The sequence below is a fragment of the Lutibacter agarilyticus genome, assembly GCF_900188235.1.
Taxonomy (GTDB): Bacteria; Bacteroidota; Bacteroidia; order Flavobacteriales; family Flavobacteriaceae; genus Lutibacter; species Lutibacter agarilyticus.
Genome location: NZ_FZNT01000010.1, coordinates 140,315 through 166,093 on the forward strand (window position 1 = coordinate 140,315; position 25,779 = coordinate 166,093).

21 protein-coding genes and 1 tRNA gene are annotated in these 25,779 nt (G+C 31.0%); 13 read left to right on the forward strand and 9 right to left on the reverse strand.

Going from position 1 to position 25,779, the window contains the following annotated elements; all coding sequences use genetic code 11:
* Positions 1-9 precede the first annotated feature (9 nt).
* Both CHB67_RS15410 and CHB67_RS15415 read left to right on the forward strand, forming a co-directional pair.
* Positions 10-2,319: a chondroitinase-B domain-containing protein gene (locus tag CHB67_RS15410; RefSeq protein WP_089382690.1), complete on the forward strand. Its 2,310-nt coding sequence runs from the start codon at positions 10-12 to the stop codon at positions 2,317-2,319.
* A gap of 56 nt (positions 2,320-2,375) precedes the next feature.
* Complete coding sequence (locus CHB67_RS15415; RefSeq protein ID WP_089382691.1) at positions 2,376-4,610, forward strand: heparinase II/III family protein; 2,235 nt, start codon at positions 2,376-2,378, stop codon at positions 4,608-4,610.
* Positions 4,611-5,023: 413 nt separating this feature from the next.
* On the opposite strand, the gene CHB67_RS15420 is transcribed toward CHB67_RS15415, so the two are convergent.
* From CHB67_RS15420 to CHB67_RS15435, 4 genes are all read right to left on the reverse strand, one after another.
* A complete protein-coding gene (locus CHB67_RS15420) occupies positions 5,024-5,434 on the reverse strand; it encodes a hypothetical protein (RefSeq protein WP_089382692.1) in 411 nt (136 codons plus the stop codon).
* A gap of 184 nt (positions 5,435-5,618) precedes the next feature.
* On the reverse strand, positions 5,619-5,750 hold the full coding sequence (locus CHB67_RS17480; protein WP_089382717.1) for an Arm DNA-binding domain-containing protein: 132 nt from the start codon (positions 5,748-5,750) through the stop codon (positions 5,619-5,621).
* Positions 5,751-6,037: 287 nt separating this feature from the next.
* Positions 6,038-6,111, reverse strand: a tRNA-Arg gene (locus CHB67_RS15430).
* A 36-nt stretch (positions 6,112-6,147) separates the two neighbouring features.
* Positions 6,148-6,297 carry an SsrA-binding protein gene (locus CHB67_RS15435; RefSeq protein ID WP_089382693.1) on the reverse strand — a complete coding sequence of 50 codons (150 nt, stop codon included), beginning with the start codon at positions 6,295-6,297 and terminating at the stop codon, positions 6,148-6,150.
* A gap of 622 nt (positions 6,298-6,919) precedes the next feature.
* Here CHB67_RS15435 and CHB67_RS15440 point away from each other — a divergent pair.
* On the forward strand, positions 6,920-7,855 hold the full coding sequence (locus CHB67_RS15440) for a calcium/sodium antiporter (RefSeq protein WP_089382694.1): 936 nt from the start codon (positions 6,920-6,922) through the stop codon (positions 7,853-7,855).
* 69 nt (positions 7,856-7,924) lie between these two features.
* Here CHB67_RS15440 and CHB67_RS15445 read toward each other — a convergent pair whose 3' ends face one another.
* Positions 7,925-8,938 carry a glutamine synthetase beta-grasp domain-containing protein gene (locus CHB67_RS15445; protein ID WP_089382695.1) on the reverse strand — a complete coding sequence of 338 codons (1,014 nt, stop codon included), beginning with the start codon at positions 8,936-8,938 and terminating at the stop codon, positions 7,925-7,927.
* A 225-nt stretch (positions 8,939-9,163) separates the two neighbouring features.
* Between CHB67_RS15445 and CHB67_RS15450 the strand changes: the two genes are divergently transcribed.
* The 10 genes from CHB67_RS15450 to CHB67_RS15495 all read left to right on the forward strand — a co-directional run bounded on the left by CHB67_RS15450 (position 9,164) and on the right by CHB67_RS15495 (position 22,201).
* Positions 9,164-11,350, forward strand: coding sequence for a glutamine synthetase III family protein (locus CHB67_RS15450; RefSeq protein ID WP_089382696.1), 2,187 nt, complete (start codon positions 9,164-9,166; stop codon positions 11,348-11,350).
* 417 nt (positions 11,351-11,767) lie between these two features.
* Positions 11,768-13,327 (forward strand): hypothetical protein, encoded by a 1,560-nt coding sequence (locus CHB67_RS15455; RefSeq protein WP_089382697.1) that lies wholly within the window; start codon positions 11,768-11,770, stop codon positions 13,325-13,327.
* A gap of 70 nt (positions 13,328-13,397) precedes the next feature.
* Positions 13,398-13,850, forward strand: a complete 453-nt coding sequence (locus tag CHB67_RS15460; protein ID WP_089382698.1) for a hypothetical protein — start codon at positions 13,398-13,400, stop codon at positions 13,848-13,850.
* Positions 13,851-13,853: 3 nt separating this feature from the next.
* The gene (locus CHB67_RS15465; RefSeq protein WP_089382699.1) at positions 13,854-14,582 is read left to right on the forward strand and encodes a CsgE family curli-type amyloid fiber assembly protein; all 729 of its coding nucleotides are present in this window, start codon (positions 13,854-13,856) and stop codon (positions 14,580-14,582) included.
* A complete protein-coding gene (locus CHB67_RS15470; protein ID WP_245813574.1) occupies positions 14,539-15,015 on the forward strand; it encodes a curli production assembly/transport component CsgF in 477 nt (158 codons plus the stop codon). The genes CHB67_RS15465 and CHB67_RS15470 overlap by 44 nt, the downstream gene beginning before the upstream one ends.
* A gap of 26 nt (positions 15,016-15,041) precedes the next feature.
* Positions 15,042-16,430, forward strand: coding sequence for a CsgG/HfaB family protein (locus CHB67_RS15475; RefSeq protein WP_089382700.1), 1,389 nt, complete (start codon positions 15,042-15,044; stop codon positions 16,428-16,430).
* A gap of 18 nt (positions 16,431-16,448) precedes the next feature.
* Positions 16,449-17,966, forward strand: a complete 1,518-nt coding sequence (locus CHB67_RS15480) for a carboxypeptidase regulatory-like domain-containing protein (protein ID WP_089382701.1) — start codon at positions 16,449-16,451, stop codon at positions 17,964-17,966.
* Positions 17,967-18,074: 108 nt separating this feature from the next.
* Positions 18,075-19,253 carry an AIR synthase related protein gene (locus CHB67_RS15485; RefSeq protein ID WP_089382702.1) on the forward strand — a complete coding sequence of 393 codons (1,179 nt, stop codon included), beginning with the start codon at positions 18,075-18,077 and terminating at the stop codon, positions 19,251-19,253.
* A gap of 118 nt (positions 19,254-19,371) precedes the next feature.
* On the forward strand, positions 19,372-20,448 hold the full coding sequence (gene prfA / locus CHB67_RS15490) for a peptide chain release factor 1 (RefSeq protein ID WP_089382703.1): 1,077 nt from the start codon (positions 19,372-19,374) through the stop codon (positions 20,446-20,448).
* A gap of 121 nt (positions 20,449-20,569) precedes the next feature.
* Complete coding sequence (locus CHB67_RS15495) at positions 20,570-22,201, forward strand: ABC-F family ATP-binding cassette domain-containing protein (protein WP_089382704.1); 1,632 nt, start codon at positions 20,570-20,572, stop codon at positions 22,199-22,201.
* Between the two features lie 75 nt (positions 22,202-22,276).
* Here CHB67_RS15495 and rplT read toward each other — a convergent pair whose 3' ends face one another.
* From rplT to thrS, 4 genes are all read right to left on the reverse strand, one after another.
* Positions 22,277-22,621, reverse strand: coding sequence for a 50S ribosomal protein L20 (rplT, locus tag CHB67_RS15500; protein WP_089382705.1), 345 nt, complete (start codon positions 22,619-22,621; stop codon positions 22,277-22,279).
* Between the two features lie 96 nt (positions 22,622-22,717).
* Positions 22,718-22,915: a 50S ribosomal protein L35 gene (rpmI, locus tag CHB67_RS15505; RefSeq protein WP_089379680.1), complete on the reverse strand. Its 198-nt coding sequence runs from the start codon at positions 22,913-22,915 to the stop codon at positions 22,718-22,720.
* A 30-nt stretch (positions 22,916-22,945) separates the two neighbouring features.
* On the reverse strand, positions 22,946-23,461 hold the full coding sequence (gene infC, locus CHB67_RS15510) for a translation initiation factor IF-3 (protein ID WP_262494291.1): 516 nt from the start codon (positions 23,459-23,461) through the stop codon (positions 22,946-22,948).
* A gap of 66 nt (positions 23,462-23,527) precedes the next feature.
* Positions 23,528-25,468 carry a threonine--tRNA ligase gene (gene thrS / locus CHB67_RS15515; RefSeq protein WP_089382707.1) on the reverse strand — a complete coding sequence of 647 codons (1,941 nt, stop codon included), beginning with the start codon at positions 25,466-25,468 and terminating at the stop codon, positions 23,528-23,530.
* Positions 25,469-25,779 lie beyond the last annotated feature (311 nt).

Here is a 25,779-nt window from a genome sequence, read left to right on the forward strand (position 1 = left end):
ACTCATACAATGTATAAAAAGTTAGTAGTAGTTATGTCGATTTTGTTGTTCATATCCTGTAATGAGGTACCAACAAATACAATTAATGTTGAAGATATTCAACAGTTAAATTCAGCAATTGAAGGGGCAAAACCTGGAGATGAAATTGTGCTAGCCAATGGTATTTGGAAAGATGTACAAATTAAATTTATTGGAAAAGGAACAAAAGAACAACCTATAATATTAAGAGCCGAAACAGCGGGAAAGGTTTTTATTGAAGGAATTTCAAATTTAGAATTTGGTGGCGAGTATTTAGAGGTTAGCGGATTGTATTTTAGAAACGGACATACACCAACTAAAAATGTAATTGCATTTAGAATTAGTCCAGATCAAGTAGCTAATAATTGTAGAGTAACCAATTGTGTAATTTTAGATTTTAATCAATTACAACGTGATAATGATGATTTATGGGTACAGTTTTTTGGAAAACACAACCAATTAGATCATTGTTATATTGCTGGTAAAACAAACGGAGGACCAACAGTTAGAGTTGATTTAAAAGGAAACCAAAGTATTAGAAATTATCATCAAATTGTGAACAATCACTTTGGTCCTAGGCCAAGAAAAGGTGGTGCAAGAGGCGAAACTATTCAGTTAGGAAGTAGTTTCACATCTATGAGTCCAAGTAACACCGTTATAGCAAACAACCTGTTTGAAGAATGTAATGGAGAGGTAGAGGTAATTTCAAGTAAAACCAATTTCAACGAAATTAAAAACAATGTATTTTACATGAGTGAAGGCTCTGTGGTAACCAGACACGGAAACTATTGCGTTATTGATGGAAATTACTTTATTGGAGACGGGAAGAACGAAAATATTGGAGGAATTAGAATTATAAATACAGGTCATTCAATTGTAAATAATTATTTCTATAACTTAATAGGTGAAAACTTTAGAAGTCCTTTGGCGGTTATGAATGGCATACCAAAATCACCATTAAATAGATACAATCAGGTTACAGATATTATAGTTGCATATAATACCTATGTAAACTGTAAATCGCCTTGGCAATTTGGAGTAGGTACAAATATTGCTCAAAAAGATGTATTGCCTTTGTCTGAAATTCGTTCAGCAAGACCACTAAGATCTGTAGTTGCAAATAATGTAATTTACAATAAAGTGGGCGATACTGAGCCAATAATTGAACATGATAAAGCAGATGGAGTACTATTTAAAAGTAATATCATCAACAATCAAGGTGTTGCATTTAAAGATGAGGAAAGAATTACACCAAGCAGTTTTGAATTAACACAAGTAGCTGATTATATATTTCTTCCAATAGGTATTTCAAATGAAATTGAACCTTACAATGGTTATGGTTTTGAAGCTATTTCAGAAGATCTTTTTGGAAACTCAAGAGCCAATTCAAATTCAATAGGAGCAACTATTCAAACTGAAGCTAAAGATCCTTCTATTTTAGATAAGAAAAAATATGGAGCTAGCTGGTATTCAAATGAAAAACCAGCTTATGAAGCTGTAACTTTTGAAGTTACAAATGCTACAGATTTAACAGCAAAACTTACCGAAGCTAGAGCTGGTGATATTATTTCTTTAAGTGAAGGACAATTTGTGGTTTCAAAATCATTGGTAATTAATAAAAGTATTACAATTCAATCGTCATCTAATAAAAAAGCTGAAATTGTTTTTGAAGGAGCAAATAACACTCCTTTATTTGAATTGAATCCTTACGGTATTTTAACGTTTAAAAACGTGGTGCTTTCAGGAAATGGAACGCAACAAGCTTTTGCAAGTTTAAAAGAAAATATGTCTAATCATTTTGGATTATTTGTTTCAGGATGTGAAATCAGTAATTTCAACTATGTTTTGAAAGCCTACAAACAAACTTTTGCTGAAGAAATTTCGTTCACAAATAGTGCAATTTCTAATTGTGAAAACGGAATAGAACTTTCAGAAGAAACCAATGACAAGGGAGATTATAATGTTGAATATTTAACCATTGATAATTGCCGATTTATCAACGTAAAAAGTAATATAGTTGATTATTATAGAGGTGGCTATGATGAATCTACCATTGGTGGTAATTTATTGGTGAGTAACAGTACTTTTGAAAATTGCGGGGCAAAAGAGGTTACTAATATTTTACTAAACACAAGAGGTATTGTAAACGTTGCCATTGAAAACAATGTATTTAAAAACAACAGAGTAAAATTAGTAGCATTGTTGTGGGGAGCAAAAAATAATTCACATTCAAATAATAAGGTTCAAAATTCTGGTAAAATTTTAGTAGAAGAAAACCTGAAAATGAAATTAATGTATTAATTCCTACGAATTAATTCCTTTTTTATTGTTAAACTAAAAACAAATAGAATACAATTATGAGATTTAAATATTTAATTTTTTGTACCTATTTGTTTTTTTCATGGATAGGTTTTGCTCAACAAATTCCTTCAAAAAAAGTAGTTAAAAATTCAAAACTTTCAAACTACTTAACTAAAGAAGTTAAAGAGAAATTAGCTGAAAAAGGTGTAATTTCTGATGCACAATTAGCAGCTTATTTAAGAGAAAAGTTTTCAGAACGTTATTTTTACGATTGGAAAAATTTTGAAGATCGTTTTAATAACTACAAAGAAATTTATCCGGAGAATGAAGCCGGACATACCGATAGAGCCTTAGATCATATTTCAAAATACAATGCCAATACATATTGGGTATTACCTTTTAACTATTTAAACGGATCTCCGGTAAATGCATATGCCTTAAGGCATTTAGCGCGTCAGCATAAAATGGTTGATATTGCTTACTATTACAATTACCAAGGTAAAGATGCTCAATATCTAAACTATTTCATCAATCAGATGAAGTCATTAAATACAGCTTTACATAACGGGGAATATGAAAAAATTGAAGATGGTAATGGCGTTTATGAAGCATTTAGATCTGGGTACAGAGTTTTAAATTGGTTGCAAATTCACAATATGTTTTTGGGTGAAGCTGATTATACAGACGAAGCACAATTAAGAACAATTGCGACGTTATTGCAGCATGCATCTTATTTATTTGAAAGAAATCAAGAGTTTCATGCCGGAAATCATCAAACAAGAGGTTTATCGGCATTGGCTATGGTTTCAATTTTATTAAGAGATTTTGAAGGAACGGATGTTTGGTACAAGCATGCAATGAAATTGCTAGAAGAACATTTATCAAAAGAAATTAATGACGACGGATTTCAATTTGAGCGTTCTTTACACTATCATATGAGTGATATTGGTAATTATTATTATGTGTATCAATTAGCGAAAATTAGTGCTATTAAAGTAGATGAGTTTTGGGAAAACAAGTTAAAATCTTTGTTTACTACCTTGGCAAATATTGCTTATCCAGATAAATCGGCTCCAGTTTTACAAGATGATACTGACAATCCTTGGGCTGAAAAAAATGATATTTCAGGGGCTTTAACTTTAGGTTATTTGTTGTTTGAAGATCCTTCAATAGGTTATTTTGCAAACACCCATGTGGAATCTAAAATGTATTGGTATTTAAACAAAAAGCAATTGCAGCTACTTACTGCAATTCAGAAACAAAAACCAACAATTAAATCTGTTGAATTTCCAACTACAGGTTATTATATTCAAAGAGATGGTTGGGAAGCTAACAATGCTATGATGATTATTTCTGCTGGGTTAGACGCTCACAAACCTGATCATCAACACGGAGATATGTTGGGTGTTCAGGCAATGGCAAACCAAAAAGTGGTGTTGCCAAATTATCAGGTTCGTTATTCTTTAAAGGATTACGGATTCTTTAAGAATTCTATGGTAAAAAATGTTGCTTTGGTAGATGATGAGTTGCAAGGAAAACAATACACTTCAAATCAAGGAGGAAGCGGTTTCGGGAAATTTAAAGAATTACCTAATCCAAAAGTCATTGCTTGGAATACCAATAAAGATTTTGATTTGTTTGTAGGAAGTCATGATGGTTTTGAGAATGTTGGTGTAAATTACACACGACAAGTAATAAATATTAAAAACGATTTTTGGATTGTAAAAGATAATTTCAAAGCTTCAGAAGAGCATAACTTTAAGCAAGTTTGGCAAGGTCATTATTCATTTGAAAATCAACCAAATTTAGTGAGAGCTACTTTTGATGACGCTTCTGGATCAGATATTTTTCAACTTCGAAAAGTAGACAAGGCTGAAAGTGGTGGAACAAGAGGAAAGCAATGGGCAATACTTTCAAAGAAAGCGTCAAAATTTAATTTTATTACCGCTATTTATCCTTACAAAGGTTACAGCAATAGAATTAACGAGTTGGACGATGCTCCTAATCTAAAAGGTTGGAATCTAAACAATATAAATTTTAATTTGGACGGAAACGATGTTGTTTCATTATCAAAAAAACAATCACATTTTATTTTTGGTGTTAAAAAATTAATCTATAAATCAGTTATCATTACTTTTTCTGAAGAGGCTGATATTTATATAGTTCTAAATGAAGATGAAGTTGACCTACAGTTAATTGGTTTAACAGCACAAGAAATTTCAATTTCTAATTCAGAAGGGGAATATGCTGAAAACATAGAGTTTAACAAGGTTTTAAAAATGAAGCTATAGTAGCTGTGTGCGAGCAATATGTTTATTGCGTTGACAAAAATAAATAGAGCTAAATGAAGGCTGTTGACGATTAGAAAAATTTATGTTAAGTCAATGTTGTTGTTTAATCCCTTTACCTTTGGCACCTCTTCTTAAAAGGTGAAGAGTTGAAATTTAGTGTATTTAATGAAATTCCCTTGTAATTATATTTTATGAAATAAATTGAGCGTATTGTGAACACCTTATTACTTTCACGTATGATCATACTTTGTTCTAAAGTTTGTTTTGGAAACGGATTAAATTGGATTTATCAATGGAGCTGATTGCTTCTATGTGACCGGAATAAAACTTAATTTAGAGGTACAGTTTTTCTTTACATGAGCACTAATTACAAATTAGTGCTCGCAAGGTGAAATTTTAGCCTCTCTTTTTTATTAAATTACAGGAACTTCAATAGTTAAGAACTTATCTTGCCCATCGGGATCTTCTCCTTGATAAAATTTAAAAATATAAGGTTCATACTGTAGGGCCTGTACAGGTATTGTAAATGTAATTTCTCTAATGTTTTGAGTGCAAGCAACACCATCATCAACATGTACAATTGGGTAAATAAGCCTTGAAGTTCCTTCATAGAAATAATCATATTGATTATAAAAATAATAACAACTGTTTGGTAACTCTATAGTGACATTAATTCTATAGGTCCGTCCAAAAACAAATTCATCGGGAAGTTCAGCACTTATAACACTTGTATATTCTAAGTGATAATCATGGTCGTTATCGTCGTTATCGTTACATCCAACTATTAAAAAAGAAATCAAAAAAAGTGTGATAAAATGTTTCATAATAATTAAAATTAAATAAAGTTGAATTTATTGTTGTGATATGTAAATTTATATTTTTTCCTAATTATTAGGAAAAAAAATAAGCTATTTAACATTTAGCTTAATGGGTTTCAAATAAGGGTTAATACCCTGTAATTTTGTTGCAGTACTTTACTGGTGTTAAATTCGGGTTAATTTGCCTAGCTTAAGCTTTGGTTCCTTTAGCCTTTTTTAATTTAGGGTTCCAAATATTTAAAGGGATTTTCTTTTTTAGACTTATATTAAGTCTTTTTCCATTTACAGTTACTCTTATATATAAGAGTGCTTCGTTGTTAATTAATCTTGAACTTTATATCCAAGAGTTTGTTGAGAATGTGTTTTTTGTACGCATAGCAGTCGTCTTTTAAATGTTTAACATTGTTTGTGACGAAAGTCAAATCCACTATACTAATTTATATTTGATTTAATGAAAGTGTCTGCTGAGCAGACACTTTCAAAAATAGCAGACAGTTAACTACCATTTTATATCAAATAGAACCAAATTCTATGTACTCCTAAAAACTTAAAAAACCACCTAAATCATAGGATTTAGATGGTTTTGTTGCTAATTCTTATTAGCTTTAGTGACCTCGACAGGATTCAAACCTGTAACCTCTTGAGCCGTAATCAAGTGCGCTATTCAGTTGCGCCACGAGGCCGTTTTAACGGGTGCAAATATAATATAATTTTATTATTTACAAACTATTTTTTGTAATAAAATAACGCCATCCAATAATAGCCAATTGCCATTTCTTTGCATAAGCCATATCAAGTCCTTTTTTTGTGAAGCTAGGAAGTAATAATGAGTTAACTTTTGCTAAAAAAATAAATAGATTTTTTTTCATATTGCAAAGTTACGTAAATAAAAAAATCTCACAAAATGTGAGATTTTGAACTATAACAAACAGATTGTATTTGTTAAAGTGGAGTAGATTTGTTTTTAGTAATAAAAGTTGTATTTGTTAAAATAGAAATTCAATAATAGTCAATACAAGTTCCGTTACCAGTGTTAAAATGGCGATCATAATATAAGTTTTTAGGTTAATAAAATGTTTGTGAATTAATTATATATTGAAGATAGGATATTCATCAAACTGTCTCCAAATGCTAGTTATACTATTAATTGAAGTGAGTGTAAATTTGATGTTAAAAAACCACTTAAACTTATTGGTGTAATTTTTTTACTACAATTTTATTTATAAGTGTAATTAAAAAATTAAAATTGATTTAAATATGTAATTAACTAAAGGTGTCTTTAGTTTAATAAACTAAAAGTAAAGGAGAATTTGTGATAAATTATAACCATTAAGACTATTTCAATAAAATTCATGGTTTACTAACCTGATAAATAAAATAATAGTTTTATGCTATTTTTTTGTAAAGTTGATTAAAAAAATAGTTTTATGAGAAATTAAGTTGATTCATTAAATCGAGGTTAATTCTATTATATTTGCAAAAATATTTGATATGAATTTATTGTTTGTTGTAATTGGATTATTGCTGTTAGTTTTAGGGGGGAATTGGTTATTGAAGGCAGCTGTGGGATTTTCACTCCGATTGCAAATACCAAAAATTGTAATTGGTATGACAGTTGTCTCTTTTGCAACCTCAGCCCCAGAATTAATTGTAAGTGTTAAATCAGCTTTAGAAGGTCATGCCGAGATTGCCTTAGGAAATGTTATTGGATCTAATATTGCTAATTTAGGGTTGGTACTTGCAATAACTATTTTGCTCTCTACGATAAGTGTCGAAAAAAGTTTTTATAAAACTGATTGGCCGGTAATGATGATTTCTTCTATTTTGTTATATGTATTTATTGCGTTTGATAATGTTTTAAGTAGAACAGAAGGAATTATTTTAGTGAGCCTTTTAGTTATATTTTTGATTTATTTATTACGTTTTCAAAAAACAGCTGTGGTTGATGAAATGCCTGAAGATGATGAGGAATTACCCTTGTATAAAGATGTGCTTTTTATCACTATTGGTGGTGTTGCCTTGTGGGGTGGTTCAGAGTTGCTAATTGATGGTGCTATTGGTATGGCAAAACATTTTGAAGTGAGTGAGCGGATTATTGGAATTACTATAATTTCAATAGGTACAAGTATTCCTGAATTAGCAGCCTCGGTAATTGCGGTTCTTAAAAAAGAGAAAGCAATTTCATTAGGAAATTTAGTAGGCTCTAATGTGTTTAATATTTTGGCTGTTTTAGGTATAACTTCAATTGTACAGCCTTTTAAAATAGTAGATCAAGCATTATTATCAAATGATATTTTTTGGATGTTAGCTATTTCCTTTTTAATACTTCCTTTAAACTTTGTGCCTGTTAGCATGAAATTAACTTGGAAAGAAGGATTGCTACTTATTTCCTTGTACGGATTGTTTATGTTTCAAATGTTCTTTTAAGGAATTTGAAAATAGTAGATAAAAAAACACCGCAATTGCGGTGTTTTTTTTGATTTTATAAACTTCAAATTATTTAATAGGTTTTACTGTTTTAATAATTCTTGCAGCAATTTTGTATGGATCTGCGTTTGAAGCTGGGCGACGGTCTTCTAACCATCCTTTGTATCCTTTTTCAACAGCGATAATTGGAATACGAATAGAAGCTCCTCTATCTGAAACTCCCCAAGAGAAGTCTGTAATAGCTGCTGTTTCATGTAATCCAGTTAAACGCTCATCGTTATATTCTCCGTATACTTCAATGTGTTCTTTTGTAACAGGTCTAAATGCTTCACAAATTTCAGCATATTTATCAGCAGAACCACACTCTCTTAAAATAGTATTAGAGAAGTTTGCATGCATTCCAGAACCATTCCAATCTCCTTTTACAGGTTTAGGGTGGTATTCAATATAGTAGTGATGTTTCTCAGTTAAACGATCTAGCAAATATCTAGCAATCCAAATTTCATCACCTGCTTTTTTAGCTCCTTTAGCAAATAATTGAAATTCCCATTGTCCTGGTGCAACTTCTTGGTTGATTCCTTCAAAGTTCAATCCAGCATCGATACATAAATCAGCATGTTCCTCAACTAAATCTCTACCCCAAGTGTTTTTTCCTCCAACAGAGCAGTAGTACATACCTTGTGGTCCTGGATACCCTCCAATTGGGAAACCTAATGGTAATTGTGTTCTAGAATCCATTAAGAAATATTCTTGTTCAAATCCAAACCAGAAATCATTATCATCATCATCAATAGTGGCACGTCCATTAGATTCATGTGGTGTACCGTCAGCATTATAAACTTCGGTCATTACTAAGTAACCATTAATTCTAGCTGGATCAGGATAAATTGCAACAGGTTTTAATAAACAGTCAGAAGATCCTCCTTCAGCTTGTTTTGTTGAACTACCATCGAAAGACCAATCTCCTAATTCTTCAACTGTTCCTTGGAAATTTTCGTGTTCTTCAACTTTTGTTTTACTTCTTAAGTTTTGAGTTGGTTTATATCCGTCTAACCAAATATACTCTAATTTTATTTTTGCCATAGTGTTAATTAATTTAATAAATAAAAATAATTTGTTCAAAAATAATTTTTTTTGCAATACAATAAAAATATAAGGGGGTGAAATTAAATATGAGGCATCATTTTTATTGATACCCTATTTTTTTTAGGGGTTATCCAAAAATAATTTAATTTTTTTTAGATTATTTGATAAATAAATAGTTTAAAAAAATACTATATTCGTACTTTGAATAAAATTTGTAATGAAATGGCAATATTAAGATTTAATGCGGTTGAAAAAGCGGAGTCTAGAAAACCAGTATTTATTGAAGAGGTAAAAAAGCGTTCAGAGTTATTTGGAGCCAATGTTTTTAATGAAAACGCTATGAGACAATATCTTACACGTGATGCTTTTGTAGGTGTAATGAGTGCTATAGAACATGGTAAAAAAATAGACAGGAAAATTGCCGATCAAGTTTCTAGTGCAATGAAAGAGTGGGCTATGGGCAAGGGAGTTACACATTATACACACTGGTTTCAGCCACTAACGGGTGGTACTGCTGAAAAGCATGACGCATTTTTTGAAACTATAGGCAATGGAATGGCTGTTGAAAAATTTGAAGGAAATCAATTGGTACAGCAAGAGCCTGATGCGTCTAGCTTTCCACATGGAGGTATTCGTAATACCTTTGAAGCAAGAGGATATACTGCCTGGGATCCTACATCACCAGCTTTTATATATGGTACTACCTTATGTATACCAACAATTTTTGTTTCCTATAGGGGAGAAGCTTTAGATTATAAAACACCACTTTTAAGAGCTTTAAATGCAGTGGATACTGCTGCTACTGCAATCTGTAAATATTTCGATAAAAATGTAAAAAAAGTATCTTCATCTTTAGGTTGGGAACAGGAATATTTTTTAATAGATAAAGCATTGGCTGCTAGTCGTCCAGATTTAGCTTTAACAGGAAGAACTTTATTAGGACATTCTTCAGCCAAAGGTCAGCAATTAGACGATCATTACTTTGGATCTATTCCAAGTAGAGCGTTGAACTTTATGCGTGATTTAGAGACCGAGTGTATGTTACTAGGCATACCTGTTAAAACGCGTCATAATGAAGTTGCACCAAATCAGTTTGAATTAGCTCCTATATATGAAGAAGCAAATTTAGCCGTTGACCATAACTCCTTATTAATGGATGTTATGGGAAGAGTAGCATCACGCCACAATTTTAAAGTGTTGTTGCATGAAAAACCTTTTGCAGGTGTTAATGGATCTGGAAAACATAATAATTGGTCCTTATCAACAGATACAGGTGTTAATTTATTAGGTCCGGGAAAAACACCTATGAGTAACCTACAATTTTTAACATTCTTTATAAATACTATAAAAGCTGTTCATGACAATGAAGAGTTGTTACGAGCAGTAACCGCATCAGCAAGTAACGATTATCGTTTGGGTGCAAATGAAGCACCTCCTGCTATTATTTCAGTTTTTATAGGTCAGCAATTGAGCGAGGTATTAGAAGAACTTGAAGGAGTTACTGATGGTAAACTTTCGCCAGAAGAAAAAACAGATTTGAAATTAAATGTAGTTGGTAAAATACCAGATGTTTTATTAGATAATACAGATAGAAATAGAACATCTCCATTTGCATTTACAGGAAATAAATTTGAATTTAGAGCTGTAGGTTCAACAGCCAACTGTGCAAATCCCATGACTGTTTTAAATACAATAGTAGCAAAACAACTAAAGGATTTTAAAATTGAAGTTGATAAATTAATCGATGGAAAAAACTTCAAAAAAGACGAAGCAATTTTTAATGTTTTAAGAGAATATATTAAATCTTCTCGAAATATTTTGTTTGAAGGGAATGGTTATGGTGTTGAATGGGAAAAAGAAGCTAAAAAGCGAGGATTAAGTAACAACATAAAAACACCTGATGCTTTAAAAGTGAAAATTTCAGATAAAGTACTCTCTATGTATGAAGAAATGGGAGTTATGAGCAAAGTTGAAACCAAAGCTCGTTATGAAATTGAAGTAGAAGAGTATACCATGCGTATTCAAATTGAATCACGTGTTTTAGGTGATATTGCGGGGAATCACGTGGTACCCACAGCAGTGTTTTACCAAAATATGTTAATTGAAAATGTTTCTGGTTTGAAAACAATTTTTGGAAATGATTTTGAAGCGCATGCAAAAGAACAAATAAAGTTAATTAAAAGAATATCCGAACATATTGAAGGAATTCATTATAAGATTGATAAAATGATTAATGCTCGAAAAAAAGCAAACAAAATTCAAAATCACGAAGAAAGAGCTAGTGCCTATTGTAATAAAGTGAAACCATTTTTAGATGAAATTAGATATCATTGCGACAAATTAGAACTTATGGTTGACGATAAATTATGGCCATTAACCAAATATAGAGAGTTATTATTCACCAGATAAGCTAAAAATTTAATATAGAACTAAAAACCCCGTATTTACGGGATTTTTAGTTTCTAAGCGTTTTATTTATTAAAATACACTATTTATTAAATATAGTATGTTAGTTAGGTTGTGTAACATAAGTACCTAATTATATACATTCTAAATTAATAAAATACTAGATGTAACTCTTTGATTTTTTGATAAGTATTTATATTTTAGTATAGTAATTGAAATTTAATAAATTGGTATAATTTCAATTCCCCAAAATTTACTCACCCTGAGTTTAAACCTCATATAGAATTTTTTCACCCTATATTTTAAAAGCATAGAACTATGTTGGTTTGTTTGTAAAATTTTAAGCATTCTAATAGATAGTTTAGTCCCCCCTATGAATTTATCAAATGTAATTTATTAATTAATTTAAAAATTTTTATTATGAAAAAATTATTATTAGTGATGGCATTAATATTTTCTACAAGTATGATATTTGCCCAAGGTAAAACAGTATTAACTTCTCACGATGAAGGTGAAGATACAGAAGAACATGAAGGGAAAAAGGGAGAGAAAGGTGGTGAAGGACAAGGTGAATGTTTCGATTGTGAAATAACACCAATAGCAACAACTTTAATTGCTCCTGGATATAATTATAGTGAAGTTAATCAGTTTGATTTATCTAATATAGCCACTGTTTTACAAATAGGAGATGGTAACTATTCTTTAATAAATCAATTAGATTTTTTAAACACTGCAACAGTAACTCAATTAGGTTATGGAAATAACTCTTTTATTGATCAACAAGGCCAAGAAAATGTAGGTACTGTTTTTCAAGATGGAAATTTCAACTATGCAAATCAAATAGTTGGTTCTGGTTGGGCTCAATTCAACTTTGCAAGTATTTTACAAGAAGATGAATATAATGTAGCGTATCAAAGACAGTGGAATGATAATAATAGAGCATTTATAACTCAATATAGTGAAGAAGGTAAAGGAAATTATGCAATCCAAATCCAAAATTCAGGGGCAAATGGTGTTTTTGGTAGTTTAGCTACCATTACTCAAGATGGAACTGAAAATGAAGCTAGTCAAAAACAATATGGGTCTAACAACAATGCTTTGGCTTATCAATTTGGAGAAAAAAATACTTCTGTAGAAGATCAAACGGCCACTCCTGGTGGATTTGATATGAATATGTCTACTGTTTCGCAAAATGGTAAAGACAATCTTTCATGTGTAACTCAAGTTGCTGATTTAGGTGGTATGAATACTAGTTGGGTGCAACAAGTAGGCGATAAAAATAAATCTGCAGTAAATCAAATTTCTACTTCAGGTTGGAATAATGCTTTAGCAATGCAAATGGGTGATCATAACAAATCTTCAGTTATTCAAGATGCTAATATGGGTACAGATGGTAGTGTAGTTATGCAGACAGGAGATCATAATCATTCTAAAGTAGAACAAACAGCAACAGATTATGGTATTAATGGAAGTACTGTTGCTCAAATAGGCGATAAAAACCATTCTAAAGTAAAACAAGTTGCTGCAGGTGGAATGAATATGAGTGGTGTTATGCAGATTGGAGATCACAATCATTCAATGGTAAAACAAGATGCAATAGGTGGAATGAATATGAGTGTAGTAACTCAAATGGGAGATCATAACCATTCTATGGTAAAACAAGATGCAGCTGATTCTTTTAATACTAGTTGGGTTTATCAACAAGGAGATCAAAATCATTCTAATGTAAAACAAGATGGAACAACACTAGGTAATAACTTTAGTAGTGTGCGACAATTTGGTATGCACAACCATTCTGAAGTAATTCAGTTAGTTTCTGATGCAGCTTGGAATCAAAGTTTCGTTCTTCAAGATGGAGAGCACAATGAATCGTTGGTTGACCAAACAGGAAATTTAGACGGTAATAATATGAGTTATGTAAACCAATTTGGAGATCATAATTCAGCAACCGTAACTCAAGTAGGAGGAGTAACTAATTAAAAAAAGTATAGTTTAATTTAAAAAAAAAAGGGAGGGGTTTTCCCTCCTTTTTTTCAAAATTTAAAAAAGCATGAAAAGAGCACAAAACATATTATTTTTTCTAGTACTACTTTTATGCTTATTTTCATTTAATAGTAGTGCCCAAAAATTAACAGATGAAAATACGTATTTAATTAATCAGTATTTTAAGTCAAGTATAGAATCTACATCCGTTTCTCACAATTTCAATAAATCAGATTTTAATAATGAACTACAAGCTAATGTGGTTTCCTTAAATCAAATTGGGAACAGTAATGAAATCGATATTAAAAGTAAACCTAACAATTCTCAACAGGTTATTCAAAAAGGGAATCAAAATTATTATAACTTTATAAACTATTACAATAGTAATCCATCGAATTTTAATATCATTCAGCAAGGAGAAGCGAACTCTTTACAAATATATGGACAGAATTCTATCATTGAAAATATAAGTATCATACAGAACTCAAGTTTTAAAACAATGATTATTAAAAACTATTAGAAAATGAACCATTCTTTTTCGACACTAATTTTTTTAAGTTTACTTTTTAGTACAGTAACTATAAAAGCCCAGTTAAGCGAGTACGTAGTTGGAAAAATAAACGTAGTAGAAATTGATAATTTTATTATTGTAAAAGCGCATGTAGATAATAGTGAGCTTATTTTTAAAAATAATTTGACTTATAATTTAGTTGGGTTAAAGAAGAGTGTATCGGGCAATTATTCAAGTAATAGGCAATCAGGGGAGTTTTCTTTAAAGCCTCAAGAAAGCAAAGATGTTTCTGAATTGAGATTGAGTATTCAAAGCGATGAAGAAATTAAGGTTTATTTATTCATAAAACATGAAGATATATTAGTTTCAAAAGATTCATTATTAATTTTACCTACCGAGAAAAAAGAAAAAAAAAATGAGGTTGTGAATGAGGGAGAGTTTGTAATTACAGGGATTGTTGTTGATGATGTAATTACCAAAATGGGCAAAGATTTTCACGATTATTTTTACCAAGCATATATAACTTCAGGAATAAAATATCCTTTTATAATTAATATTAAAGAAAAACCATATTTGGGAAGAAACAGTATTGTTTCGATAGAAGTTGATGATCGAAAGATTTATGAATTTATGCCACGTCCAGATGAAGAGTTTTTAAAATCAGCAGTAAAGCAAACATTACAAAACATAAATCAATATGCAAAACAACGAAAATTATTACTTAGAAACAGTAGAATTTAAAAAATATTGGTTAAATTTAAGTATGAAAAAGAGCAATGTTTTTAGTACTATTTTATTTTTAATTCTACCTTATTTACTGTATTCGCAAGACATCGTTTATAAGCCAATGAATCCTTTTTTTGGAGGAGATACATTTAATTACCAGCAAATGTTAGCTTCTGCAAATGCACAGAATAGCTTTGAGGAAGATGCTGGTTTCGATTTTAAGCAAGCTTCTGATTTAGAAAACTTTTCTGAAAGTTTAAACCGTCAGTTGCTTAATTCTTTATCTCAAGATTTATACCAAGATCAATTTGGTAATGAAGCACTTACTGAAGGTACCTATGTATTTGGTTCTTTGGTTGTTGAAATATCTCCAACTAGTGGAGGTTTATCGGTCAGTATTTTGGATACCATTACAGGTGAACAAACTCAAATTATCATACCTAATTAAAGAATAAAATTGCAAATCCTGAACTTATGAAAAAGTATTGCAAAGTAGTTACTTTATTTCTATTCGTTTCATTAACAAGTTGTGGAACCTTTTTTAATCAGCCCTTTAAAACAAAAAAGGCTAGAATTGGAGAAAATACAACAAAAAGGGAAGGTCTACTAGAAAATATTGTACCTGTAGAACAAACCGTTGTAGGTGTTTATAAGTTTAGAGACCAAACAGGTCAATACAAACCTGTTGAAAATGGATCTACTTTTAGTACAGCTGTGACGCAAGGCGGAACATCAATTTTATTAAAATCGCTGGAAGACTCTGAATGGTTTAACCCAATTGAACGTGAAAATATTGGGAATTTATTAAATGAACGACAAATTATACGTTCTACAAGGCAGGAATACAGTAAGGACAATAAAAATCAAACCACTTCAATACCTCCATTATTATTTGCTGGAATTATATTAGAAGGTGGAGTTGTTTCTTACGATTCCAATATAATTACAGGTGGAACCGGAGCCAGATATTTTGGCGTAGGTGCTTCAACACAATACAGAGAAGATAGAATTACCGTTTACCTAAGAGCGGTTTCAACATCAAGCGGCCGAATATTAAAGAATGTCTATGTTTCAAAAACAATTTTATCTCAAGGTATTTCAGCTAATTTATTTAGATATGTAAATCTTCAACGTTTGTTAGAAGTTGAAACAGGTGTTACTAAAAATGAACCCGCACAATTAGCGGTAAAAGAAGCGATAGATAAAGCAGTTGAATTGTTAATTACTGAAGGAATAATTGATGGTTTGTGGGATCCAAAAGGAGGAGAACCTGTAGTTGAAATTGTAAAAGAAAGGTATTTAAATGAAAAAGCAGCAGCAGATGCTACAGTTCTTTTTGATAGAAAATTAGAAGATAGAAGAGGTGAGTCAGCCATAAATGCTGAAGGAGGCGCAACTTTTGTTTCAAACGATTACCCAAATTCTACAGCACAAATTAGCGCCAATGTTTCTTATAAATTTTATTTTAATGAACCAAAATTTAATTTAAATGTTGGTTTGGGGTATTTTCAATTAGAAAATGAAGGGATTTATAAGGAAGATTACATGAATTTTGATATAAATTTAGGATATGATATTTTACCTTACGACGATTTAACTCCTTTTGTATATGCCGGAATTGGTACTATCACAGATTTGAATCTCGAAAACCCACTTTTTAAATTTCAATACGGACTTGGAATAGAATATTTACCAGTGAATAATATTGGAATTAAACTTTTTGGAGAACAAAATCTATTATTTTCTGATAAGCAGGAAGGGATTGAACAAGGAAAATACAACGATTATTATTGGAGGGTTGGTATTGGTCTAAATTTTTACTTAGGAAGACCTTATAATAGGGTAGACTCTGAAATGTTTTGATAATTTAAAAAAATAAAAATGAAAAAAATCGTCAATTTAATTGTTTTAATAGCTGTCAGTTTATTTTTAAGTTGTCAAGAAGATACCGTTGATTTAGTTGGTATTGGAACAATTACAGGTAGAGTTGTTGAAGCAAATAGTTTTGAGCCAATTGAAAACGCAAAAGTATCATTAAGCCCAACAAATAATACTGTTTTTACCGATGATGGTGGGTACTTTACTATTAAAGACGTTGAAGAAGGAGATTATTCTGTAGGAGCTACAAAGGAAAATTATTTAACAACTTTTGAATCAGCAACAGTAACTGCAGGTATTGAAGTGAATGTAATATTTGAAATGAAAGATGATGAAGCTTTAAATAAAGCGCCTACAACCCCCGTGTTAAAAACACCTGAAGATGGAAGTGAATACCATGAACTTTCTGTTGAATTAACTTGGTCATCAACTGATCCTGGTGGAGATGAAATATTGTATACCTTGCAAGTGAAGAATGATTATGATAATGAAATTTTAGAAGTTTTGGATATTGCTGATAGTTCGTATGTAATTTCAGATTTAAAATATGGAGTAAAATATTTTTGGCAAATAGCTGCTAATGATGGTATAAATGAAGAGGTATTAAGTACCGTTAATTCTTTTAGAACAAAGATAAACCCAGATAATAGGTATTTATATGTTAAAAAGTTTACGAATAATAACAATGTAATTTATTCTGCTAGTTTTAATGAAGATGATGCAGTTGCCCAAAATGAAGTACAGTTAACACTTGAAGAGTTAAATAGCTGGAGACCAAGAAAAAATCAAGCATCAAACCGCATTGCATTTTTGCAAACAGCTAATAATGCAACCCATTTGTTTACAATGAAAACTGATGGTTCAGATGTATTTCAGGTAACTTCAGCCGTACCTGTGAATGGTCATAATATGAATGAAATGGATTTCTCTTGGGCATCAAATGGAGATCGACTTATTTATTCAAATTACGATAAATTATATAAGATTAATAAGGATGGAAGTGGATTGCAATTAATTTACCAAACATCTGATGGAAGTTTTATTTCTGAATGTGATTGGAGTAATAATGAAAGTATGATTGCTTTAAAAACAAATGATATTAATGGTTTTAATGTACGTATTTATACTATAAATATGTCTGGAGATATACTTACTACAATTCTATCTGAAGTAAATGGTGCTGCAGGAGGTTTAAATATTTCAATTGATAATAAATTATTAGTTTATACACACGACGTTTCAGGTTACGAGAGTTCAAATAATAGACAATTAGATACTAAAATTTTTATTTATGAATTTGCAACAGCCACAATAACAGATCTTTCAATAAATAAAGTACAAGGTACGAATGATTTAGATCCAAGATTTTCTCCAAATGAAGCAGAAGTTATATTTGTAAATACATCAAACGACGGAATTTCAACCAATACAATTTATAGAACTTCTATTTTTTACGATAGTGATAATAATATAGATCGAAATAAAATGTTTGAAGATGCTTTTATGCCAGATTGGGAATAATACAAATTAAATATAAAAAAAACCGAATGAAAATAGCATTCGGTTTTTTTTATGTATCATAATTAAAAAAGAAAAATTACTTTTGCAAAACAATATAATTAAGCACAAATGAGTTCAGAAATAAGTAAAAGATACAGTCAAAGAGGAGTTTCAGCATCAAAAGAAGATGTTCATAATGCAATAAAGAATGTAGATAAGGGGTTATTTCCGAAGGCATTTTGTAAAATTGTTCCTGATTATTTAACAGGTGATGAAGATTATTGCTTAATAATGCACGCTGATGGAGCAGGAACAAAATCATCTTTAGCTTATATGTATTGGAAAGAAACTGGAGATATTTCTGTCTGGAAAGGTATTGCGCAAGATGCTTTAATAATGAATATTGACGATTTATTGTGTATAGGAGCAACAGATAATATTATGTTGTCTTCAACTATTGGTAGAAATAAAAATGTAATTCCAGGAGAAGTTATTTCTGAAATAATAAATGGAACCGAAGAGTTGCTTCAAGATTTAAAAAGTTTTGGAGTAGAAATTCATTCTACAGGTGGAGAAACTGCAGATGTTGGGGATTTGGTAAGAACTATAATTGTCGATTCAACAGTTACAGCACGTATGAAACGTTGCGATGTTATTGATAATTCAAATATTAAACCAGGTGATGTAATTGTTGGTTTAGAGTCATTTGGACAAGCAACTTATGAGAAAGAATACAATGGAGGAATGGGTTCTAACGGATTAACATCAGCACGTCATGATGTGTTTCATAAATATTTAGCTGAGAAATTTCCAGAAAGTTTTGATGCTGCAGTTCCAGAAGATTTAGTGTATTCAGGAAATATGAAATTAACCGATGTTGTTGAAAACGCTCCAATTGATGCTGGTAAATTGGTGCTTTCTCCAACACGTACCTACGCTCCAATTATTAAAAAAATACTAGAAAAGTACAACGCAAAGAATATTCATGGAATGGTGCATTGTAGTGGAGGAGCGCAAACTAAAATTCTTCACTTTATAGATAATTTACACATTGTAAAAGACAATATGTTTAGCGTTCCGCCATTGTTTAAACTTATTCAAGAGCAAAGTAAAACAGATTGGAAAGAAATGTATCAGGTGTTTAACTGTGGGCATAGAATGGAATTGTATGTTTCTCCTGAAGTGGCTTCAGATATTATTGAAATTTCAAACAGTTTTAATGTAAACGCTCAAATTATTGGAAAAGTGGAGGCTTCAGAAATTAAAAAATTAACAATTAAAAGTGAATACGGTATTTTTGAGTATTAAATTATTCAAAATTGAAACTAAAAAATTGTTAAATAATTGCTTGTTCTAAGAAGTAATAATGGAGCAGAAATAGAGTGTCAAGAAAATATCGTAAATTTGCAATCCAATAAAAAAGTAGATGTTAGATAAGTTAAGAATAGTAAAACAACGATTTGATGAGGTTTCTGATTTAATCATCCAACCAGATATTATTTCAGATCAAAAACGTTACATTCAAATTAATAAAGAATATAAAGATTTAAGCGCAGTAATGAAAATTGCTGAAGAATATGAATCGTTATTAAATAATATAGAGGAAGCGAAAGAAATTATTGCTGATGGTTCAGATGCAGAAATGACTGAAATGGCAAAAATGGAAATAGAAGAAGCAAATGCCCGTATTCCAAAATTGGAAGAAGACATTAAGTTTATGTTAATACCTAAAGATCCTGAAGATGCTAAAAATGTAATTGTTGAAATTAGAGCAGGTACAGGTGGTGATGAAGCAAGTATTTTTGCAGGAGATTTATATAGAATGTATACAAAATACTGTTCTGATAAAGGATGGCAAACTGAAGTAGAAGATATTAGCGAAGGTACATCAGGAGGTTTTAAAGAAATTATTTTTAGTGTTACAGGTACTGATGTATACGGAGATATGAAATTTGAATCTGGAGTGCACCGGGTACAACGTGTTCCTCAAACTGAAACACAAGGTCGTGTGCATACTTCTGCAGCAACAGTAATGGTATTGCCAGAGGCTGAAGAATTTGATGTTGAATTAAAACCAAGCGATATTCGTGTAGATTATTTTTGTTCTTCAGGTCCTGGAGGTCAATCTGTAAATACAACCTATTCAGCAGTTCGTTTAACGCACGTCCCAACAGGTTTGGTAGCGCAATGTCAAGATCAAAAATCACAGCATAAGAATAAAGAAAAAGCAATGAAAGTATTGCGTTCTCGTTTATATGAGCAAGAATTAGAGAAAAAGTTAGCTGCTGATTCAGCTAAAAGAAACTCGTTAGTTGCTAGTGGAGACCGTTCAGCTAAAATTAGAACATACAATTATCCGCAAGGACGTGTTACAGAGCACAGAATAGGTTTAACTTTATACGATTTATCGAATGTGATTAATGGAGATATTCATAAAATTGTTGAAGAATTAAAATTAGCCGAAAATACAGAGAAATTAAAAGAATTAGGAGAAGTATTTTAATTTATATTGACTCATAAAATTTAAAAGCAAGAATAAAAATTCTTGCTTTTTTTGTGTAAAAAAATCAGTACTATACATCAGAAAAAACAATGTATATTTGCGGCTTTCAAAAATAGGATAAATGATTACAGTTAATGATATTACAATGCAATTTGGAGGAACAACATTGTTCGAAAATGTTTCTTTCTCCATAGATGAAAATGATAAAATTGCCTTAATGGGTAAAAATGGAGCAGGAAAATCTACCTTATTAAAAATTGTTGCAGGAGCCAAAAAACCTTCTTCAGGAAATATATCAGCGCCAAAAGAAGCTAAAATCGCATATTTGCCACAACATTTGTTAGTTCAAGATGATACTACAGTTATGGAAGAAGCTTCAAAAGCATTTTCAGAAATATTTAAAATGAAAGCTGAAATTGATGAGGTAAATGAAGCATTAACAGTGAGAACGGATTATGAGAGCGACGATTATATGAAATTGATTGAACGCGTTTCAGAATTAAGTGAAAAATTTTATGCCATTGAAGAAATTAATTACGAAGCTGAAGTAGAAAAAGCTTTGAAAGGATTAGGATTTACCAATGAAGACTTTAATAGGAAAACTTCTGAATTTTCTGGAGGATGGCGTATGAGAATCGAGTTGGCTAAAATTTTACTTCAAAAACCCGATTTAATTTTATTAGATGAGCCAACCAACCATATTGATATTGAAAGTGTACAATGGTTGGAAGATTTTTTAATGAATTCGGCAAAAGCTGTGATCGTAATTTCACATGATAAAGCCTTTGTTGATACAATTACCAATAGAACTATTGAGGTTACTATGGGAAGAATCTATGATTATAAAGCTAATTATTCTCAATATTTAGAGTTACGAAAAGATAGAAGGGCACATCAACAAAAAGCATACGATGAACAACAAAAAATGATTCAAGAAAATACCGATTTTATTGAGCGTTTTAAAGGAACTTATTCTAAAACAAACCAAGTGCAATCACGTGTGCGTATGTTAGAAAAGTTGAAATTGGTTGAAGTTGATGAGGTTGATACTTCAGCATTGCGGTTAAAATTCCCAGCATCTCCACGAAGTGGACAGTATCCTGTAGTTGTTAGTGAATTAACTAAAAAATATGACGAACATACCGTTTTTCAGAAAGCCAATTTAGTAATTGAACGTGGAGAGAAAGTTGCTTTTGTTGGTAAGAATGGTGAAGGTAAATCAACCATGATAAAAGCTATTATGGGAGAAATTGATTTTGAAGGAAAACTAGAAGTGGGTCATAATGCTAAAATTGGTTACTTTGCCCAAAATCAAGCTTCATTATTAGATGAAGAGCTAACAGTTTTTGAAACTATTGATCATATTGCAGTTGGAGATATTAGAACCCAAATAAAGAACTTATTGGGCGCATTTATGTTTGGAGGTGATGATACTACAAAAAAAGTAAAAGTGCTCTCTGGTGGTGAAAAAACACGTTTAGCAATGATAAAATTATTGTTAGAGCCCGTAAATGTTTTAATATTGGATGAGCCAACAAATCATTTAGATATGAGAACAAAAGATATTATTAAAGATGCCTTAAAAGATTTTGACGGTACTTTAATATTGGTTTCTCACGACCGTGACTTTTTAGATGGTTTGGCTGATAAGGTTTTTGAATTTGGAAATAAACGTGTAAAAGAACATTTTGAAACGATTACAAGTTTTATGGCCAACAAGAAAATGGAAAGCTTACGCGAAATAGAAAAATAAACTACTGAAATTTATAAATAGAAAAACCCAATCAAATATGATTGGGTTTTTTTATATAAGCAAGAAATTAAAAATCTATTTTACTTGATCTACAACTGCCTTAAAAGCTTCTGGGTTGTTCATCGCTAAATCTGCAAGAACCTTACGATTCAATTCAATGTTATTAGCTTTTACTTTCCCCATAAACTGTGAGTAAGACAATCCATACTGACGAGCTCCAGCGTTAATACGTTGAATCCATAAAGCACGGAAAGTTCTCTTTTTGTTTTTACGGTCTCTATAAGAATATAACATTCCTTTTTCAACCGCATTTTTTGCTACTGTGTAAACGTTTTTTCTACGTCCAAAGTAACCCTTTGCTTGCTTCAATATCTTTTTTCTTTTAGCTCTTGAAGCAACTGAATTTACTGATCTTGGCATAATTTCAATTTGTTTTTTTGTAGTAGGCGATAAAAATTAATTTATACTTGTATAAGCACTACTCCAAGGTTAATAATTAAATTCCCTGTAACTTTATTATTTTAAAGTTAACTGTTGTAAAATGTTAGCTGTATCTGATTTATGTACTAAACCATCATGAGTTAACTTTAATTTACGTTTCTTACTTTTTTTAGTCAAAATGTGACTTTTAAAAGCGTGTTTTCTTTTTATTTTTCCAGAACCAGTAAGCTTAAAACGCTTCTTAGCACTAGATTTTGTTTTCATTTTAGGCATTTTCTTCTACTTTTTATCTTGCTTAATATTTTATTTTTTCTTTGGAGCTAAATACATAATCATTCGTTTACCTTCTAATTTAGGCATTTGCTCAACTTTTCCGTATTCTTCTAATTCAGTAGCCAATCTTAATAATAAGATATGTCCTTGATCTTTATAAATAATAGATCTTCCTTTAAAAAACACAAAAGCTTTTAATTTGGCGCCGTCTTGTAAAAACTTAATGGCATGTTTCTTTTTGAATTCAAAATCATGCTCATCTGTATTCGGACCAAATCTAATTTCTTTAACAACAACCTTCGAAGCTTTAGATTTTTGTGCCTTTTCTCTCTTTTTTTGTTCGTAAAGAAATTTTTTATAGTCTATAATTTTACAAACAGGAGGTTTGGCTTTTGGTGAAATTTCCACCAAATCTAACTCTTGTTCTCTTGCAAGTGATTTTGCTTTTGAAATTGAATATACGCCAACTTCAACGTTTTCACCTACTAAACGTACTTCATCAACAAATTTAATGTGCTCATTAATTCTATGTTGATCTTCCTTAATTACTCTCCAAGGCTTTCTTCCCCCTGATCGTCTCTTGATTGCTATAACCGTAAATTTTAAATTAAACTAAAATTGTTTTAATGTACTATTAATTTCTTTATTCAAAAACGAAATAAATTCGTTTGTTGTAAATGATCCTAAATCTCCTTCTCCTTGTTTTCTAACTGAAACAGAACCATCTTTCTCTTCTTGTTCACCAACAATCAACATAAATGGAATCTTATTCAATTCAGCATCCCTAATTTTTCGACCAGTTTTTTCATTTCTATCATCTACGAGGGCGCGAATTTCGGAATTTTCTAGCAAATGTAAAACATTTTCTGCATATTTCTGATATTTTTCACTGATTGGTAGTATAATAACTTGTTCAGGTGTTAACCAAAGTGGAAATTTACCTGCTGTGTGCTCTAATAAAACAGCGATAAAACGTTCCATTGAACCAAAAGGAGCTCTGTGAATCATAACCGGACGGTGTAACTGGTTGTCGGCACCTTTGTATGATAAATCAAATCTTTCAGGTAGATTATAATCAACCTGAATGGTTCCTAGCTGCCAACTTCTGCCTAACGCATCCTTTACCATGAAGTCTAATTTAGGACCGTAAAACGCAGCTTCACCATACTCAATTACATAATCTAACCCTTTTTCTTTAGTAGCATTGATAATAGCACTTTCGGCTTTTTCCCAATTTTCATCACTACCAATGTATTTTTCTTTGTTTTCAGGATCTCTTAAAGAAACTTGAGCGGTAAAGTTTTCAAAACTTAAAGAATTAAAAACGTATAAAACTAAATCAATTACATTTTTAAATTCTTCATCAAGTTGATCTGGTGTGCAAAAAATATGCGCATCATCTTGAGTAAAGCCTCTAACACGTGTTAGTCCATGTAATTCTCCACTTTGCTCATACCTATAAACTGTTCCAAATTCAGCAAATCGTTTAGGTAAGTCTTTGTAAGAATAAGGTTTAAAATTATAAACTTCACAGTGGTGTGGGCAGTTCATAGGTTTCAATAAAAACTCTTCTCCTTCTTTGGGTGTATGTATTGGTTGAAAACTGTCTTCACCATACTTAGCGTAGTGACCAGAAGTTTCATACAATTCTTTCTGACCTATATGAGGGGTCATTACCATCTCATAGCCGGCTTTCTTTTGAGCTTTTTTCAAGAAATCTTCTAACCTACCTCTTAAAGCAGCTCCTTTAGGTAACCATAAAGGCAATCCTTGTCCTACTTTTGCTGAAAAAGTAAATAGTTCTAATTCTTTTCCAAGTTTTCTATGATCTCGTTTTTTTGCTTCTTCAAGTAGTTCTAAATACTCAGTAAGCATTTTTTGTTTAGGATATGTAACACCGTAAATTCGTGTAAGCTGATTGTTCTTTTCATCACCTCTCCAATATGCACCTGCAGCACTCATTATTTTTACAGCTTTAATCAGTCCTGTATTTGGAATATGTCCACCACGGCATAAATCTGTAAAGTCTGAGTGGTCACAAAAAGTAATATCACCATCAATTAAGTTCTCTATTAACTCAACTTTATATTGGTTTCCTTCGTTTGTATATTTTGCCAATGCATCAGCTTTGCTAACTTCACGCATTTTAAATTCGTGTTTCCCTCTGGCTAATTCTAAAAACCTCTTTTCTATAGCAGGGAAATCTTTTTCAGAAATAACATCTTCACCTAAATCTATATCATAATAAAAACCATTTTCAATGGCAGGGCCAATAGTTAATTTTACATTTGGATAAAATGAAGTAATAGCTTGTGCTAATACGTGGGCTGATGAATGCCAAAAGGCTTTTTTACCATCAGCATCATTAAATGTATAGAGCGTTAAATTCCCATTTTCAGTCAGTGGAGTAGTAGTTTCAATGGTTGTATCATTAAATTTTGCAGAAATTACATTCCTAGCAAATCCTTCGCTAATATTCTTAGCAACATCCATAGGAGTACTTCCACTGTTGAAATCTCTTATTGAACCGTCTGGTAACGTTATTTGAATCATATTTTTTTATTAAGATTGCAAAGATATTAGAAAACTATTAGTTGCGCAATAAGTTTTTAAATTCATATGAAAAGGTTCTCTATGTTTTTTGACGTTGATTGTATACCTATTAACATGTCCTAAATATTGTTATTTTAATAAGTTTAATAAAAAGAGGTTTATTTTAATAGTCTTGTTAGAATTCAAATAGAAGTATGTATTATAAGTTACACGTTTTCAGCGCTGTATATTTCACTTCAAAAAAACTTAATAAAAACCAGATAAAAAGTTTGTTTAGGAAAGGAAAAAGGTTGTACATTTGCAGCCGCTAA